Genomic DNA, 18,072 nt, shown 5'->3' on the forward strand with positions numbered 1-18,072 from the left:
GACGGTCCACCTTCAGGCTGGCAAAAGGACCGGGCCCACGACGTGGCCGAAATTCGTTAGCGCGGCCAGAATCCCGCCGATACGGTTCCCGGATGCTTGATGAGGATGGCTACTTTCCGGAGGCGGTCGCGGCCCGGTACGACGCCGCGGAGGCGTCTCGATTCACGCCGGAGGCCGTCGACCCGGCTGTCGATGTCCTGGCCGAGCTTGCCGGCGATGGACACGCGCTGGAGTTCGGCGTCGGCACCGGACGAATTGCACTGCCCCTGGCCCGCCGAGGCGTACTGGTCCACGGCATCGACCTTTCCCGGGCGATGGTCGCCCAGCTGCGAGCGAAACCGGCCGGAGACACGGTTGACGTGACGATCGGCGATTTCGCCACGACAACCGTCAACGGCTCCTTCGCCGTCGCTTACGTGGTCTTCAACACGATCAAAAACGTGACCACGCAGGAGGGTCAGATCGCGGTCTTCCGCAATGCCGCCGCGCACCTCGAGCCGGGCGGCTGCTTCGTCGTCGAGGTCAATGTGCCGGCGCTGCGCAGCCTGCCGCCTGGGCAGAACGTCTTGCCCTGGGAGGTCGGCGCGCATGGCTGGTCCTACGACGTGTTCGACGTCGCCACCCAGCGGATGAGCTCCAACTACGTCGAGATCGTCGACGGCCACGGCACGTTCCGCTCGATCCCCTTCCGCTACGTCTGGCCGGCGGAACTCGACCTGATGGCCATGCTGGCCGGCCTCAGCCTGCGCGACCGCTGGGCCACCTGGTCCGGCGACCCGTTCACCAGCGAAAGCCGCCAGCACGTCTCGATCTGGCAGAAGCCGGCCGCACCGTAGCACCGCCCCGGCGAAGCAGGCCCGACTACGCTCGCCCGCCAACGCGCGACCGGTGGATCGCCACCACCGTGTCGCCACGGTCGCCGATCCGGCCGCAAAGCGACCACGACGACCCGTCCGCAGCGATCATGAAGATCGAGGTGGACAGACCCTTTGCCGCCGCGACACCAGCTACGGTTGACCCGCCAAGATAAGTAAACGCATACTCCGGGCTCATGCCTTCTGGAGAGCGCAGCGCATCGGAAGGGCTCGCCCCGCTACTGGTACCCGCCGACTGGGCGGAGGTGACATCCGCGTGGTTCACGGCGGTCCTGGCCGAGAGTTGTCCAGGCGCAGTGGTCGAGGACGCCATCCTCGTGGCGCGGGATGACGGCACCAACCGGCGGGCGCGGTTCGACCTCACCTACGCGGCGGGCTCCGGCCCGGACCGCGTCTTTCTGAAGGCCGAGGGCGTCCACCGAGCGGTGCACGCCCGCAACGGCAACCTCTTCAACGAGCCGGACCTGTTCGACTCCGGTGTCCCGATCCCCGTCGACCACCCGCGCTCCTACAGGGTGATCATCGATCGTCCCGGGCTGGACTACCTCATCGTCATGGAGGACGTGACCAGGCGGGGCGGCGACCCGCGGGACTCGACCCGCCCGATGACGGTGGATCAGGTCGCGAACGGGCTGCGCGGGCTGGCCCGCCTGCACAGCCGCTACTGGGGGTTCTCCGCGGCCACCGAGTTGGACCTCGCCTGGGTCCAGACCTGGGCTCCGACCGAAGGCTTCCAGGCCGGGCTGCGGACCTACACGCCGAGAGGCCTGGAACGCGGCGCCGGCCGCCTCCCGGGCGCCGTGACGGCGTACGACGGCGACGGCCACGTCGACGTGTGGGCCCGCTACGTCGCCACGCTGAGCCGGGGACCGGTGACCTTGCTGCATGCGGACGCCCACATCGGCAACACCTACGTGCTGCCCGGCGATGACGTGGGCTTTCTCGACTGGCAGGTGGTGCGCCGCGGCGCCTGGCCGCAGGACGTCGGCTACTTCCTGGTTGGTTCGCTCACCGTCGAGGATCGGCGGCGAGCCGAGGCCGACCTTCTCAAGGAGTACCTCACTGCGCTGGACGTGCCGGACGCGACCCGCCCCTCCTTCGACGACGCCTGGCTCCAGTACCGGGCATCCGCCGCCTACGGGCTGACGATCTGGCTGTCGACCCTCGGCACCGACGGGTACCAGAGCCAGGAAATCTCCCTGACCCTCGCCGAACGCTACGCCGCCGCCTACGTCGACCTGGACACCGAATCGGCCCTGGCCGCCATCGAACGTTGATCATCAGCCGGTGATGCGGGGCCGGAGTCGCCTGCCGGGCCGCTACAGCCGTTCACGGAGGCGGAGACGAAGCCGCAGCGCCGCGACCAGACGCGGAAACTGGTCGCGATACCAGGCTTCAAAGCCCTCGGCGGTCATCACACCTTTCAAAGCCCAGCGAGGTAGGGGACGTTTACCGTCCAGGGTTCTTCCACGTCGGCCGGGAGCCAGACCGATTCTGAAGCGCCACCGTCGACCCAGCCACCACCGGAGCTGCCGACCGGTCCCGCCGGCCACCGGCGGGCCCACCGGATCCGCCCCCGGCCACGGACGCACCTCCCCCGCGCCCTGGCGTTCGCTCGACACAGTCAACTTCGCCGGTCAGGCCTCGGGTATGGCCCGGTTGACGGACCGATCGGCCGGGACGGAAAGTGGCCAGGGCGAACGATGCCGGTCGCGGGCGCACGGCGCGGCGAGCCAGCGATCGGGTGTGGACAGGGGTGGGTGTGGTGGACGGCCGAGGCGGCGGCGACGCGGATGTCATCGTCGTCGGGGCGGGGCTTGCCGGGCTGGTGGCGACGACGGAGCTCGCGGACGCCGGGCGGCGGGTGATCCTCATCGAGCAGGAGAACGAGGCGAACTTCGGCGGGCAGGCGTTCTGGTCGCTGGGCGGGCTGTTCTTCGTCAATTCCCCCGAGCAGCGTCGCATGGGTGTGCACGACTCGTTCGAGCTCGCCTGGCAGGACTGGCTCGGCACCGCTGGCTTCGACCGGGAGCGTGAGGATCACTGGCCCCGGCAGTGGGCGCGGGCCTACGTCGAGTGGGCCGCCAGCGAGAAGCGCGCCTGGTTGCACGCGATGGGTGTCCGCTGGTTCCCGATCGTCGGCTGGGCGGAACGCGGCGGCTACGGCGGCGACGGGCCCGGGAACTCTGTGCCGCGCTTCCACCTCACCTGGGGTACCGGCCCCGGGGTGGTCGAGCCTTTCGCTCGCAAGGTGCGGGCCGCGGCCGACGCCGGGCTCGTGACGTTCCGCTTCCGGCACCAGGTCGACGAGCTGACGCTCACGGCCGGACAGGTCGACGGCGTGCGCGGCACCGTCCTGGAACCGAGCGACACCCCCCGGGGCGTCGCGTCCTCTCGGACGAGCGCCGGTGAGTTCGAGCTGCACGCCCAGGCCGTGATCGTCACGTCCGGCGGGATCGGTGGCAACCAGGAGCAGGTGCGCGCCAACTGGCCGAAACGGCTGGGTGAGCCGCCGAAGCACATGATCACCGGAGTGCCGGCGCATGTCGACGGCCGGATGCTCGCCATCAGCGAGGCCGCCGGCGGAAGCATCGTCAACCGCGACCGGATGTGGCACTACACCGAGGGCATCACGAACTGGGACCCGATCTGGCCGAACCACGGCATCCGGATCCTTCCCGGCCCGTCGTCGCTGTGGTTCGACGCGACCGGCAAGCTGCTGCCACCGCCGCTTTTCCCCGGCTTCGACACGCTCGGCACGCTCGCGCACATCCAGCGCACCGGGTTCGACCATACCTGGTTCATCCTCACCCAGAAGATCATCGAGAAGGAGTTCGCGCTTTCCGGCTCCGAGCAGAACCCCGACATCACCGGGAAGGACATCCGCCTGCTGCTGCGGCGCCGGTTCGGTGAGGGCGCCCCCGGCCCGATCGAGGCGTTCAAGAAGCAAGGTGTCGACTTCGTCGTCCGCGACGACCTGCGCTCGCTCGTCGACGGCATGAACGCGCTCACCCCGAGCCCGCTGCTGCGCTTCGACGACATCGAACGCCAGGTCCTCGCCCGCGACCGCGAGATGGCGAACCCCTACACCAAGGACCTGCAGATCGCCGCCCTGCGCGGAGCCCGTCGCTACCGCGGCGACAAGCTGATCCGCGTGGCCACGCCCCACCGGATTCTCGACCCGAAGGCCGGCCCGCTGATCGGCGTCAAGCTGCACCTGCTGACCCGCAAGACCCTCGGCGGCCTGGAAACCGACCTCGCCGGCCGGGTGATGCGCCCCGACGGCCGCGAGCCGCTGCCCGGCCTGTACGCCGCGGGCGAGGTCGCCGGTTTCGGCGGCGGCGGCGTCCACGGCTACCGCGCCCTCGAGGGCACCTTCCTCGGCGGCTGCCTCTTCTCCGGCCGCGCCGCCGGCCGCGCCGCCGCGGCGGCCACCGCTACCTGAACGGCTGTCGACCTCGACGCACCCGGGCGAGCGGCGACGACGGACGCGTCCGCCGCAGTCCAGGAATCCACCGGGCAGCGGGCCCAGCGCATGCAGTCAGCTGCGCGGCGCAGGGAAGGGCGGGGGAACGCTAGGCCGGTACTTCCCCTGCACCGAGCGGCGGATCTGCTCGCCGAAGTACTCCTTGGCCTCGTCATCCGACCGGCCGACCAGGTCGATGTACCGGATACCGCGCATCAGGCCCTCAGGCTCGCACTTCTGGATTCGGACGGGAATCAGCCTGCGGTCCAGCCCATTGGGGTCCAGGTCCCAGGCATGTTGCCAGGCGGCATCGACCTTGGGGGATTCGAGGTAGGCACGGGAAAGGACGACGATGGTGCGCCTCGAGAACTTCACCGCGTCGTTGAGCGCCTTCGGGTCGAATCCTCCGGCCTGAACGTCCCATTCCTCCAGGCGGACCTTGTAGCCCTCTTCCTCCTCCAGATACCAGGTGATCCACCGGCCCCAGTCATTGTCCTCCTCGGCGACCGAGACGAAGAAGTCCCACTCGACGATGTTCGACGAGGCCCCGAGGTCGTCCGTGGCCGACGGGCCGGACGACCCGCTCGCGGTGGTTGACCTGCCATCAGCGGTCGACGGCCCGGGGCGCTGCGCCGACACATAGCCCGGCAGCGTGAGCCACGCGGTCCCGGTGAACGACTTCAGCTTCACCGGGACCTCACGGAAGCTCGCCGGCTCAAGCCCCAGGAACCGCTCCCGCACCACGTCGTCGAACAACGCCGACGAGACGATCAGCGCGAGGTTCGCCGCCGGGTTGTCCTTCAGCTCGTCGCGGATCGGCGCCGAGTCCACCAGCCGCGCCCCGACGATCACCGCGGGACCGACCCAGCCCGTCCGGTGACGCGCCGCCTGGCCCTGGTGCATCGCCAGCCGCAGCCGCATCCGCGCCGCGCCGTCATGAACCTGGTTGTAGTCGCTCAGCGCGATCCGCAGCCGGTGCACGAACTCCGCGACGATCACCGCCGCGGGGAACGACGCGTCGACGGTGATGACGAAGCCGTCCCCGGAGTCCTGCCAGCGCAGGACATCCGCCGGCACCTGAGCATCGGAGAACGCCTTCGACACCATCTCCTGAAGCCCGTCCCGCAGGGCCATGTGCACCCGCGCGGACCGCGAGCTGTAGTCGACGATGTCGACGACGACCACCGTCGTCGGCACTAGCAGCCCCGAGAACGCGTCCGAGCCGCCACCCGACGAGCCCGGCTCGAAGCCCCGCTCCTGGCGCGAGCCCCCCGCGAACGCGGACCCACCAGCCCCAGGTCCAGGCCCTGCCCCGGGCCCGAACGCGCTACCGACCGTCTGACCCTCCGCGGGCGTCCCGCCCAGCTCAGCCTCCCGCACCTCGGCGCGCACCGCCTCGTCGAGCCCCGCCTTGAACACATGGTTCGCCGGGTACCGGCTCAGGGCCGCGTCGAGAATCCTCCGCCGGCCCCCAGGCGGATCACCATTACCCAGGGACTGGTTGACGAGCGTCCAACGCTGCTTGGAGCTACTCGAAGGAGGCAGCTCACCCCTGGAGAAACCGGCCTCCATGAGGAGCTGGTCGGCCGAGATCTCCTGGTAGAAGACGTCGGAGAGCTCGGCGACATCCTCCTTGCGGAGTCGGCGGAGCTCCGTCAGCTCGTCGTCAGGCATCTTCCCCCCGGCACGTGCGCACGCATTGACCGTCCGAAGCTCGCGACGGGGCGTCGGCCGCGGCTGAGCCGGCAGCGTGACGAACCTGCTCGCGAATGGCGCGATCGTACCCGTACGAGGAACCCGGAGAGCCGTGGGAGCGCCGCGAAAACGCGGCGTCGGCTTTTGGACAGGGCGACGCCGCACGCGCGCCGCCATCAGGTGAGGAGATGCCCCGTGGTGGCGTCGACGTGGGCGGGGGCGGACTCGACCACTCCGCTCGTGCCCTGCGAGACCACGGGCGGTTCCCACGTTCACTGCGCCATCGATCGGCCAGGGAGGCGCCCAGCTCCACTCCGACAGCATCGCCACGCCTACGCCGCAGACCTTCACCGTGACCTCCCCACCGGTTCCCTAAGCCGGCTTCGGAGTTGACCCCGCGCCTCGTGGCGAGGGTCACGCGCTGCATCCCGGCCCATATCCACCAGATTTGAGCCGGCAGAATCCACTACGGAGCTTCAGCCACCGGTTCACCTTCTGACCTCGCTAGACGAACCCGTGCCGTCTGGTAGTGCCGGCACTTCCCGCCGCTGTCGGGGCTGCTTAACACCCTCCCCGGCGTTCCCCGGGTCAGGCTGCCCCCAGCTTCGTCAGGCCGCTGCGACGGCCCGACGGTGGAGTCCTTTCACCTCCACTCGATGACACGGTGCTTCGTGGCGCACTAGGGATCGCTTCAAGATGAGCAGTCAGTCCTGGGAGTTCGCGCCTATCTGAGCAGCGCTGTGGGCTGTGTGGCCGGGATAGATGAACAGGCGTCGCGTGGTCTCGCGTCGATTCATGGCCCTCGCCAGCTACTGAACGTAGCCGCTTGCCGGCGTTGATCTAGACGATCGAGGACGGGTTGGACGTCGCCAGCGTGGCCATTCAGCGAAGCGGCTGATGGCCCAGCCGCGACACGACGGCGACGACGAAGCCGCCCGTCGATCGTTCTCCAGTACGACGCCCGAGCCGGGTAGCAACGCGCGGTGGCCGCGCTACTGGCTGAGCCCCGCGGCCACCACAGCATGCTGCCGAAAGATCAGAAGTCGGTGTTCGCGAGCCAGCTTGTCCAGCGCTCCTGCTCGCCGAGGACCTCCACCCGGCCGTCACCGCCAGGGATCCGACGCAGCAGCGCGAGCAGCAGGTCGGCGGCCGCGCCACGCACCGCCACGTCGCCCTTCTCATGAGCATGCTCCCAACCGATCCCGTCCGCGCCGCCGCGGATCGCCCACTCCCCTTCGATGCCGAGACCCTCGTCGGTGGCGTGCAGGTGGACAGTGGCCCCGTCCGGAAGAATCGCGGCGCCGGGCCGCGCGGCGAGCAGGCCGAGCCACTCCGAGATCCCGTCGGCGGCGAACGCGGCCTCAAGCGGGTGCCCGACGCCCAGCGCGAGCGCGGCGTCCACGCGGTGGATCATCGCCTCGTGCATCCGCCGCCGGACCCACCAGGGCGCCGGCCGCGGGCCGGTGAACGTCCATACCGGCACGTCCGGATCGACGGCGACGGCCTCCAGCAGCAGCCGCGGGCTCTCCTGAAGCCAGGCGAGCGCGCCGCCACGGTCCGCCGGCGGCTTGCCGTCCTCGACCGTGCGCGGGTCGAGAACCTCGATGGCCCGGGTCCGGACCATCGCGGCCGCCCACCGGTCAAAGCGCCCGACGTGGCGCATGAGCTGGGTCAGATCCCAGCCCGGGCAGGTCGGAACAGGCCTTGACAGGTCGGCCTCGCCGAGCAGATCGGTGAGGAGCCGGTTCTGCGCCAGCAGGCCAGCGGCGTAGTCCACAGCCGGACCATAACGTTCCTCAAGCCGCCGCGACGAGCGGTCAGCCACCTCGGGCCGCGACAAGCGCGCCGCGGTTGACCTTCGTCGCCTCGCTGCGCGGGATCGCGGTGACGAGCGGGAAGGCTCCTCGACGGGTAAGCGTCGGCTGCTGCCGGTAGGAAGCGGAGCAGGCGCCGCAGGCCGTGATCCATGTCAAAAGGGCGGGCTGACCCGGCCGACCGTCAGCCACCACCTGAAAGTCCCTTTCGACGCCGGCCTGATCAGCCGGGGCAGACGCGGTGTCTGGGCCTACTACCAGCCAGCGCCCGGCGCCTTGGATGAGCTGGCCGCCGTGTTCGGCCTGGCACGGTAGGGACGATCCTCACGTGGATGTCGGTGCCGCTGGCTGATCGCGGGGTGCGGTCAAGTGTCGGACGGCCGCGGCGGATGGTGATACCGACACGCTGAACTCCGTGGCCGTTCCGATCGCGGCAGCGGAGCCGGCGCCCCGCTGCCGCTCCGCCCGGTCAGGGTCCGTTCTCAGCGGCCAGCCGTAGCGATCTGCCTATTGATCTTGATTGGCGGCGTGTGGATGTCGAACGGTGGCTTGGGTACAAAGCTCCGAATGACGCCCGGCTCGAAGATCAGGCAGTGCGTGGAGCCGCCGTACTGGAAGTAGCCGATCTCGTCGCCCTTGTTCACGTGCTGTCCCTCCCGGACTTCGAGAACGCAGGACGAGATCTCGGCCATACCTACGAAGACGCAGGCCACGCTGCCCACGCGCTGGTCGTCGCAGGCGATCACGATCACCGCCCGGGTGGCCACCTCGGTGATGTAGCCCTGGGAGTCGTTGGGGCCGCTCGGGTCCAGGCCCTCCGCCTCGAGGTCGGAGTAATAAGTGCCGTCCACCAGATAGGTGGTGACGATGGTGCCGCTTACAGGTGCGTGCCAGCGGTGATAGTTGTAGGCGCTGAGGAATGCCTGATAAACGTCGCCGCCGACGAATTGTTCGGCCAGCGTCTGGTGTGCGTTCGTGAAGATGTCCCGTAGGGAGTACGGTTGCGCCTTGATCCAGAAGCGGTCCGTCAGCTGCGTGTTGTTCTGAATATTGTAGGGCGTGGCCTCGCAGGCGCTTACGATTACCGTGTTGTCGGTCGGCGCGTCCACTGGCCGGGCATCGGGTTTGAACTCCCGAGTGAAGAAGTCGTTCCACGACGCAAAACCCCAGTACCGCCTGGTGTCGTCGTACACGAATTCTGACATACTGATATAGCTGATGGCCTCGGGGCAGAACCATCCCGTGGGCGGTTCGGTGGTGAGGAAATTCCGCGAGTCGGGTCCGCTCAGAAAGTCGCACCAGTACCGCAGCACAGCCTTGAACTTCGCGTTGAGCTCCGGTGAGCGGAACAGCGCAAACCCGGCCGGCATGCACATGGGCCAGTCGAGCAGCGCGTTGAGGGGACAGCCCACCAGCTCCGTTTTGTCGAACGGCGGAGCGTAGGTCATGAGCGCGTCAATCATGACCATCAGTTCGTCGGCGTTGGTGTAGCCGAGCTGGTATCCGGCCTCCAGCGCTTGCTCGATGGCCTGGGTGAAGTACATGCGCAGAACAGGATCGGAATTCACGAGAGACGCGAGGTCCTGCACGGGGGGCGAGAGCCGTATGCCGGGCCCCCGCTTTTTGGCCTGCTCCGCCAGGTTGGTTCGAAAGGCCGCGAGTGCCGCTTCACTGACGGGCAGCCATCGCCCACGCCGGCTGGCACGGACCGCGATGGTGTCCACATCGTTATTCATGTGATGAGTCCTTCACCTTCCTGATGGTAAGGGGATGGCTTGTATTGCCCGCGACCGGGTGTGACCCCTGTTCCAGATGTCAGGATGGTCGATGATTGCGGTTTTCTCGATCGTGGCGATCTCGTCGCGCGGCGTCTGAGGCTAACATGGAATGATTGGCTGGCCGGGGATTCTGAAACTCGAAATGATGGTCGTCACCTGAGGGCGTACCCGCTGGGGTGAATTGCGACTGGTCAGGTGGTCTTCTGGGGTATCTAGGGTTTTCCGATGGTGAGCTGGGAATGTCGAAGACCTGGCGCCGCGTCGTCCCGACCACCGTGGCGGGGTCGAGTCCCCGACTACAGCCGGCGCACCACGACAGCTCGTGCCGCACGATCTCGTCCAGATCTGTCACCTGACACAACGTCCGCCCAGGGTGACCGTGTGCTTGCCGAAAATGTAATCCGCCCTGGTCAGGGCAGTCGAAGCGGTGGCCGTCGGCCGTGGGCCCTTCCAGCACCCACCCTGGTCCGTCGGGGCCTGCGATTGCGCGAGGATGCCGCTTCGTGTTGCTTCGGCTGACTTACCTCGGTGTCACGAGCACGTTCGCGCTGCTACGCCTGCTGCCCTGCAGTGATCGTGACAAGGATGTCGAGATTCTCACGCTGCGCCACCCGATCGCCGTGCTCCACCGTCAGCTCGACGGCCAACGGATCCAGTTCCAGCCGGCCGACCGCGCCCTGCTGGCGGCGCTCCTGTACACGTTGCCGCGGCCGACACTGGACCGCCTGAGACTCCGGTGCGCCCGGAGACCGTCCTGCGCTGGCACCGCAGCCTGATCGCCCGCCACCACGCCGCTGCCTCGCGCCCCAGGCGGCGCGGCCGGCCCCGCACCGTGCGCTCGATCCGCGCCCTGGTGCTACGGCTGGCCCGGGAGAACAGCGGCTGGGGCTACCGGCGGATACACGGAGAACTGCTGGTACTCGGGGTGAAGGTCGCCCCGTCCACGGTCTGGGAGATCCTGCACGAGGCAGGTATCGACCCCGCCCCCGACCGGGCCGTGACCACCTGGGCCGACTTCCTACGTTCCCAGGCCCACGGCCTGCTCGCCGCTGATTTCCTCGAGACGGTGACCCTGTTGGGACACGTCTCTACATCCTCGCGGTGATCGAGCAACTCCACCCGACGCATCCGGATCCTCGGCGCCACCGCGCACCCCACCGCCGCCTGGGTCACCCAGCCGCACCACCATGAACCACGATCATGCGCCACCGCACCTGGCGAGGAAACCGCAGGTCAACGGCCCGAAACCGAGTTCTGGCACGGTATACGCACATCTTGTTTCGCGTCTTAGGATATGTCCACTCGGAGGCGGGCAGGAGAGGGATGTACCTCGCCCCCTGGGAGGCCAGCGGATGTCCGAGTCCGTCGACGCGACCCGCGAACCAGCGGCGCCCGCCGAACCCACCTTTGATCGCAGGTCCCGGCTCGTCGGCATCGCGCAGCGGCGCTGGGTCGCCGCGCTGACCGACCTTGGTGGCCGCAACACGCTGCTCTACTACAAGGATCGCCGGGCGGGCACCCTCGACCTGGCGGGAGCCGATCCCAAGGCCCTCGAGAGGCTGCTGCGCTCGGGTTCCGTCCGCGTCACCCGGCTCTTCGCCGACGTCGACGCACGCGCCGACGCCATCCGTCGCGTCCAGACCATTCACCGAAAGGCCCGCGAACTGCTGGAGGAGCGTGGCATCCGGGCAGGCTATCTGGCGGCCGGCCTGGCCCGGTGGGATGAGCTGTTTCTGGAGCCCGCGGCGCCCGTGCTGCTGCGTGGACTCACCATCACGCCCACGCGCGCCCGCCACGATGACTTCGAGCTGAGCCTGGACGGCGACTGGGAACTCAACCCGGTCCTCCTCCACAAGCTCGCCACCGTCTACGGCGCCGCCACCGACAAGATCACGGAGAAGCTCGCCGGCAAGCTCGATGCCAAACTCGACGGGATTCCCGCCACCCTGCGCGAGGAGCTGACCCGGATCGCCGAGGCCGCCGAGGTGCCCGGTTTTGAGATTCGCGACCGCCGGGTTATCGGCACCTTCACCTACGCCAAGCTTCCGATGGTGCGCGATCTGCAAGCGGCAGGCGACCTGCTGAATGACAGCGACATCGTGGCCGCCATCGCCGGTGATCCGGACGCGCAGGCGCTGCTCGCCGCGGAGTCCGGCGCGGAAGGTGCGCTCAGCGACGCTCCGGAAGAGGACTTCTCCGTCCTGGACGCCGACTCCTCCCAACGCAGCGCGATCGATGCCGTGTTGTCCGGTCGCAGCCTGCTCATCCACGGCCCGCCCGGCACCGGCAAGAGCCAGACCATCGCCAACCTGATCGCCGCCCTCGTCGCCCGCGGCCGCAAGGTCCTCTTCGTCGCCGAGAAACGTGCCGCCGTGGACGCGGTGCTGTCCCGCCTCAAAGGCGTCGACCTCGGTGACATGATCCTCGACATCCACGACGGCACCCGCGACCGGGTCCGCATCGCCCGCGATCTTGGCGCGACCCTCGAGCTGGCCCGGCAGGCCGGCGACGCCGATGTCCGGGACCTGCACCGGCGTCTCGCGGACCGGCAGCGTCGTCTCACCGAGCACGTCGCCGCGCTGCACCGGCCGCACGAACCCTGGGGCTTGACCCCCTTCGCGATGCAGGCGGCGCTGCTGGGCGTCCCGCCCGCCGCCCGGACCACGGTACGGCTCGCCGCGCCGCACCAGATCGGCCGCGACGATGCCGACCGGATTCGCGACGACCTGCGCGAGTTCACCCACCTGGGCGGCTTCACGCTGCGCCCCGCCACGACGCCGTGGTACGGCGCGGCCCTGCATCGGCCGGAAGACGCGCGGATGGCCGGCGACCTTGCGGCCCGGCTCAGCGCGTACACGCTGCCGCGGTTCGCCGACCGGACGGCCGCGGCCTGCGCGGAGGCAGGCCTGCGCCAGCCCGCGACGTACGCCGAGCGCGCGGCCCGCATCCGGCTCTTCCATGCCATCGCGCGAACCCTGCGCATCCTCGGCCCAGACGCGTACGTCCAGCCGGCCCTGCTGGCCCGCGCCACCGGGGACGCGCCAGGCCTGGGTCGGCGCGAACGCCGCGGCCTGCGCCGCGAGGCCGAATCCCTGTGGCGCGGCCGGGAAGATGCGGCCGGGTCCCCCGAGGTGACCGGGCGCGGCGGCGACCGCCCGGGCCGTCAGGGTCAGGGAGGGCCGTCCCGGGAGGAACTGCATCAGGCGCTGCGGGACGCCGCCGCCCAGCGGGCGGCGTGGGACACGCTCGCGGCCGCGGGCTCCCTACCGCTGCTGCCGTCGCGGTTCGCGGACCTGGTCGAGTCGTACGAGGAGTGCGAGGCACAGCTCGCGGCCCTGACAGTGGCCGTGCCGCGGCTGGAGGACCCGGAGGTCGGCCTGGAGGCGCGGGTCGCGGCGCTCGCCGCGGACCTGGAGACGGCGTGGAAGCTCCCGCGGCTGTACGAGCTCGGGGCGCGGTTCCACGACCTCGGTCTCGTGCCGCTGCTGGACGAACTGGCGCGACGGGAAACCACGCCCGAGTTGGCGGCGGCCGCATTCGACCATGCGTGGTACTCGTCCATTCTCGACCATGTGCGGGTACGTGATCCGCGGTATCTGGCGGACCGCGGACGGTCGCTGGACGAGATCGCCGACGAGTTCCAGGCGCGCGACATCGAGCACCTGGCGGCCAACCGGCGACGGGTGCGCGGCGCCTGGGCCGAGAGTCTGCGCAGCGCCCAGGATCGGCACCCGCTGCAGGCGCGAGTGATCCGCAAGCAGGCGGCGCTACGGCGCGGGCACCTGCCGCTGCGCCGGCTTCTGGATCAGACCAGCGACGTGCTGTTCTCGCTGAAGCCGTGCTGGGCGATGTCGCCGCTGATGGTCAGCCAGGTGCTGCCGCCGGCACGGCTGTTCGACGTGGTCATCTTCGACGAGGCCAGCCAGATCGTGCCTGCCGATGCCATCCCTTCGATCGTGCGCGCCCATCAGATCGTCGTGGCGGGCGACGACCGTCAACTGCCCCCGACGAACTTCTTCCGCCAGGTCGACGACGGGGATGAGGAAACCGACCTCGAGGACGAGGGAGCCCCGCCCGACGATGCGGACGCGGGGGTGCGCTGGGGCGAGACGGACGCGGGAATTCGAGCGGCCGGGATGGCGGAGGTGTCTTTCGGGGTGGGCTTCGAATCGGTGCTGGACGCGCTTCGGCCACTGCTGCCGACCTGCCCGCTGAGCTGGCATTACCGCAGCCGCGACGAGCGGCTGGTCGCGTTCTCCAACACCCGCATCTACGGCGGGGCGCTGACCACCTTCCCCGGCGTCTTCCGCGACGACTGTCTGCGGCACGTCGTCGTCGCGCAGGACCCGACGCCAGGCCAGGAGGTCTCGGTCACCGCTGAGGTGGACAAGGTCGTCGAGCTCATCCTCGAACACGCCGCGACCCTCCCTCACGAATCGCTGGGCGTCATCGCGCTCGGGCGCAAGCACGCCGAGCGCATCGATGCGGCGCTGCGGGAGGTGCTGCGCCAGCGCCCGGACGTCGAGGGATTCTTCGCTGAGGACCGGCCCGAACCGTTTTTCGTGAAGAATCTCGAGCGGGTGCAGGGCGACGAGCGCGACGCCATCATCCTGTCGATCGGCTACGGCAAGCACCCCGACGGCCGGATGCGCTACCAGTGGGGACCGCTGCTGCGGGACGGCGGCGAACGGCGGCTCAACGTCGCCGCGACCCGCGCCAAGCACCGGCTCACCCTGGTGAGCTCGTTCTCCAGCCATGACGTGGACCCCGACCGGGTCACGAAGGCGGGCGCCCGGCTGCTCGCCGACTACCTGGAGTACGCCGGCTCGGGCGGAACCCCGACAGGCTCGTCGGGCGACCGTGAACTGGACGCGTTCGAGGCGGACGTCCGGCGGCAGCTCGCGTCGCACGGGATCTCCGTCGTCCCGCAGTACGGCGTCGGTGGCTACCGCGTCGACTTCGCCGTCACGCACCCCGACGACCCCGACCGCATGGTTCTCGCCATCGAATCCGACGGTGCCGCCTACCGCGACTCGCGCAGCGTCCGCGACCGCGATCGGCTGCGGCAGGAACACCTGGAACGCCTCGGCTGGCACTTCCACCGGCTCTGGTCCACCAACTGGTTCCACGACCCGAGATCGGAGATCGCCAGGCTCCGCGAGGCCTACGACGCCGCCATCACCGTGGACGGTCCGCCGCGCCCGGAGCCGGGAATCGAACCGGTTCCCGACGCACCGTCCGGAGCGCGATCCCAGCCGCAACCGGGACCACGATCCGCGCCGCAACCGCCGCAGCAACCGCAATCTGAGCCGCAGGATGGACCGCACGCCGCGGCGCGCTCCGGATCGCCTCCGGGGCCGAGCGGCGCGTCAGCCGCCGAACCGAGGCCCGACACGCCGGAAGTGCGGCGATCTCCGGGCGCCGCACTCGCCGAGGCGCAACCCGCCCGGTCGGCCGACCCTCGGCAGCCCGCCCCGGTAAGACGCCCTATCCCCATCGCTCCGGCGAGCGGCCCTGGCCACGAGCTGGAACCTCGTCGACCGCGCGGCCTGACGTGCCCCGAGCAGCCCCTGGAGTAGCACGCTCAATGCTTTGCTGGGCGAACTGCTCGGGAGTGACGTCGACGAAATCGATGGTGCGCCCGAGCACTTCGGCGAGGGTCTCAACCTCCTCGCGGGCTCCAGAGCTGGTCGAAGCTCGCGAGCGCCGCCGCGAGCTCGACAGGTTGGCCTGGCCCGGTGCTCATGCCTCCATCATCGCGGCGCCGGCCGCGCCGCGTCATCGGCCGAGGGCCAGGTGTGCGGCCGAAGTCGTCGATCGACGAGATCGGATATGTGACGTGCACCACACGAGCTGTGGGGAAGTAGAGAATGAGCGGGCGGCTCCGACCGGAGGGTGCCGGCGCCGGAAGGCGGCGCCGGGGTCAAGGGCTCGGAGGCGCGAGGATGGTTCTGCCACCCGCCCCGACGGCCCAGAGGTCAGCAGAGGAGCCGACGATGAAGTACCTGGTGACGATCTACGGGTCCAAGGAGACGTGGGAGTCGATCCCGGCGGAGGAGTGGCCGGCGGCGATCGCGGCGCAGGAGGCGTTCAACAAGAAGTACTTCGACTCCGGCGAGCTGGTCGGTGCCTACGGCTCGGGCACGGAGGCCGAGGCGAAGGTCATCCGGGTGCGCGACGGGGTGCCGGCCGTGACCGACGGCCCGTACCTGGAGACGAAGGAGTTCATGGGCAGCTTCTACATCCTCGATGTCGCCGACGAGGCCCGGGCGGTCGAGATCGCCGCGGACCTGCCGTGGGCGTCGCATGAGGCGGTGGAGCTGGTTCCGCTCCCCCACGAGTCGCCGGCGCCCCAGCGCTGACGGCACCGGGCGGCGGCGCGGTGGCGGACGGGACGGGACCGGCGGCCAGCCGGGACGGCGGCGTGGGCGACCGGGCGGCGGCTGACGGCGCGGCGGGTGACCGGGCGGTGAGAGACCGCGCGGTGGGTGACCTGCTGCGCGGGCTCGCGCCCGCGGTGCTCGGCGGGCTGCTGCGCCGCTACCCGGGGCAGTTCGACCTGTGCGAGGACGCCGTCCAGGAGGCGCTGCTGGCGGCGGCGACCGGCTGGCCGCGCGACGGGGTCCCGGACAACCCGCGCGGCTGGCTCGCCGCCGTGGCCGCCCGGCGGATGATCGACACGATCAGGGCCGAGGCGGCCAGGCGGCGCCGCGAGGAGGGGCTCGCCGTCTCGATCCCGGCGAGCGAGCTGGTCGCCGGGGCCGCCGACTCCGAGCGCCCGGCCGACCAGGACGACTCGCTGCGGCTGCTGTTCCTGTGCTGCCACCCGGCGCTGTCCCCGCCCAGCCAGGTCGCGCTGACGCTGCGCGCCGTAGGCGGCCTGACGACGGCACAGATCGCCACGGCGTTCCTCGTCCCGGAGGCGACGATGGCGCAGCGGATCAGCCGTGCCAAGCAGGGCGTGCGCGCCGCCGGCGCCGAGTTCCGGATGCCGGCGGCGGGCACCGAGTTCGGCGACCGGCTGCGCGCCGTGATGCACGTGCTCTACCTGATCTTCAACGAGGGCTACACGGCCTCCGAGGGAACCGACCTGACCAGGCCCGGCCTGTCGGACGAGGCGGTCCGGCTGACCCGCTGGCTCGCCCGGCTGCTGCCCGACGGCGCGGCGGAGCACGCGGAGGTGCTGGGGCTGCTCGCACTGATGCTGCTCACCGACGCCCGCCGGCCGGCCCGCGCCGACGCCGACGGCCGGATGGTCCCGCTCGCCAGCCAGGACCGTTCCCGCTGGGACCGGGCGCTGATCGCCGAAGGCGTCGAGCTGCTCGAGCAGGCGCTGCCGGCGGGGCCTGTCGGGGCCTACCAGGTGCAGGCGGCGATCGCGGCGGTGCACGCCGAGGCGCCGGACACCGACAGCACCGACTGGCCGCAGATCCTCGGGCTCTACGACGTGCTGGAACGGATCGCGCCGAACCCGATGGTGGCGCTGGCCCGGGCGGTGGCGCTCGCCCAGGTCGCCGGTCCGTCGACTGCGCTGGCGGCCGTCGACGCGCTCGCCGAGGCGGACCGGCGGATGTCGACGCATCACCGCCTGCTCGCCGTGCGCGCGCACCTGCACGAGATGGCCGGCGACCCTGCCGCCGCCGGGGCCGCGTTCCGCGCCGCCGCGCGCCGCACCGCCAGCGAGCCGGAACGCCGCTACCTGCTGGACAAGGCGGCGAACCAGGGCGGCGGCGAGGCCGGCCGGGTCACTCCCGCCGCAGCGTCACGGTCACGGCGTCCCCCGGGCGGATCATGACCCGGGCGCGCGCGAGGTCGTCGCTGACCGAGCCGACCATCTCGATCCGGATCGCCCCCAGGCTGGTCGGCTCCGCGCCGCTGCCCCCGTAGAACGACCGGTCGGGCAGCAGCGCGCACCCCGAGGGGTCGGCGCCCGCCGGCAGCTGGGCGTCGAGCAGCAGACCGTAGACGTCGTGGGGATAGGCCGGGCCCGAGTCGTCGAGCCAGGTCGCCGGCGTCCCCCGGTAGCGGACGGGGCAGGTTCCCGACACCTCCATGGCGGTGAACCGCTCCTGGCCGTCGACTACCCCGTCGTCGACGATCTGCAGGCCGAAGCCGGCGCGGGGCTGGTCGCCGACGCCATGCCACTTCCCGACCCAGGGCCAGCGCGCCACCCGAGCCGACGCCGGCGGGCTGTTCGTGGACAGCAGTGGGACGCCGTGGGTCGCCGCCGCGGACCCGCCGTCCTGCCCGGGGCCGAGGTCGCTCTCGGGCAGCTCGCTGACGGTGCCCAGCGCGGCGAACGCCACCAGCGCCGCGCCGAGCAGACACAGCAGGGCCGCGCCCGCCCGTATCGCCCACCGCCACGGCGCCGTCCGCGAACGTGAGCCCGAACCCGAACCCGAGCGCGCGCGCCGACGGGCTTTCGGTATCTCCCGTGCCGGCGG

At 70.5% G+C, this 18,072-nt stretch carries 12 protein-coding genes; 8 read left to right on the plus strand and 4 right to left on the minus strand.

Annotation, left to right across the window (positions count from 1 at the left end; translation table 11 throughout):
* Positions 1-92: 92 nt before the first annotated feature.
* The 3 genes from BCD48_RS09475 (at position 93) to BCD48_RS09485 (ending at position 4,320) form a co-directional block, all read left to right on the plus strand.
* Positions 93-836 carry a class I SAM-dependent DNA methyltransferase gene (locus BCD48_RS09475; protein ID WP_071047961.1) on the plus strand — a complete coding sequence of 248 codons (744 nt, stop codon included), beginning with the start codon at positions 93-95 and terminating at the stop codon, positions 834-836.
* 356 nt (positions 837-1,192) lie between these two features.
* The gene (locus tag BCD48_RS09480; RefSeq protein WP_241841613.1) at positions 1,193-2,152 is read left to right on the plus strand and encodes a protein kinase family protein; all 960 of its coding nucleotides are present in this window, start codon (positions 1,193-1,195) and stop codon (positions 2,150-2,152) included.
* 488 nt (positions 2,153-2,640) lie between these two features.
* Positions 2,641-4,320: an FAD-binding dehydrogenase gene (locus BCD48_RS09485; RefSeq protein ID WP_071047977.1), complete on the plus strand. Its 1,680-nt coding sequence runs from the start codon at positions 2,641-2,643 to the stop codon at positions 4,318-4,320.
* 96 nt (positions 4,321-4,416) lie between these two features.
* Here BCD48_RS09485 and BCD48_RS45785 read toward each other — a convergent pair whose 3' ends face one another.
* From BCD48_RS45785 to BCD48_RS09500, 3 genes are all read right to left on the minus strand, one after another.
* Positions 4,417-6,015 carry a toll/interleukin-1 receptor domain-containing protein gene (locus BCD48_RS45785; protein WP_116271465.1) on the minus strand — a complete coding sequence of 533 codons (1,599 nt, stop codon included), beginning with the start codon at positions 6,013-6,015 and terminating at the stop codon, positions 4,417-4,419.
* 1,057 nt (positions 6,016-7,072) lie between these two features.
* The gene (locus BCD48_RS09495; RefSeq protein ID WP_071047965.1) at positions 7,073-7,813 is read right to left on the minus strand and encodes a maleylpyruvate isomerase N-terminal domain-containing protein; all 741 of its coding nucleotides are present in this window, start codon (positions 7,811-7,813) and stop codon (positions 7,073-7,075) included.
* 519 nt (positions 7,814-8,332) lie between these two features.
* Positions 8,333-9,586, minus strand: coding sequence for a phosphatidylserine decarboxylase family protein (locus BCD48_RS09500; RefSeq protein WP_071047967.1), 1,254 nt, complete (start codon positions 9,584-9,586; stop codon positions 8,333-8,335).
* A gap of 545 nt (positions 9,587-10,131) precedes the next feature.
* Here BCD48_RS09500 and BCD48_RS53330 point away from each other — a divergent pair.
* From BCD48_RS53330 to BCD48_RS09520, 5 genes are all read left to right on the plus strand, one after another.
* The gene (locus BCD48_RS53330; protein ID WP_241841614.1) at positions 10,132-10,404 is read left to right on the plus strand and encodes a hypothetical protein; all 273 of its coding nucleotides are present in this window, start codon (positions 10,132-10,134) and stop codon (positions 10,402-10,404) included.
* Complete coding sequence (locus BCD48_RS53335) at positions 10,365-10,733, plus strand: hypothetical protein (protein WP_241841615.1); 369 nt, start codon at positions 10,365-10,367, stop codon at positions 10,731-10,733. Before BCD48_RS53330 ends, BCD48_RS53335 begins: the two co-directional genes overlap by 40 nt.
* Positions 10,734-10,980: 247 nt before the next feature.
* Positions 10,981-15,207 carry a PDDEXK-like endonuclease domain-containing protein gene (locus tag BCD48_RS09510; protein ID WP_071047968.1) on the plus strand — a complete coding sequence of 1,409 codons (4,227 nt, stop codon included), beginning with the start codon at positions 10,981-10,983 and terminating at the stop codon, positions 15,205-15,207.
* A gap of 417 nt (positions 15,208-15,624) precedes the next feature.
* Entirely contained in the window at positions 15,625-15,990 is a 366-nt protein-coding gene (locus BCD48_RS09515; RefSeq protein ID WP_071047969.1) for a YciI family protein, read from the plus strand.
* Between the two features lie 20 nt (positions 15,991-16,010).
* A complete protein-coding gene (locus tag BCD48_RS09520) occupies positions 16,011-17,423 on the plus strand; it encodes an RNA polymerase sigma factor (RefSeq protein WP_071047970.1) in 1,413 nt (470 codons plus the stop codon).
* Here BCD48_RS09520 and BCD48_RS51140 read toward each other — a convergent pair.
* On the minus strand, positions 17,374-18,072 hold a 699-nt coding region (locus BCD48_RS51140), incomplete at its 5' end, for a hypothetical protein (protein WP_157910460.1). The two genes, BCD48_RS09520 and BCD48_RS51140, sit on opposite strands and share 50 nt — an antisense overlap.

This window comes from Pseudofrankia coriaricola (assembly GCF_001854805.1).
Lineage (GTDB): Bacteria > Actinomycetota > Actinomycetes > Frankiales > Frankiaceae > Pseudofrankia.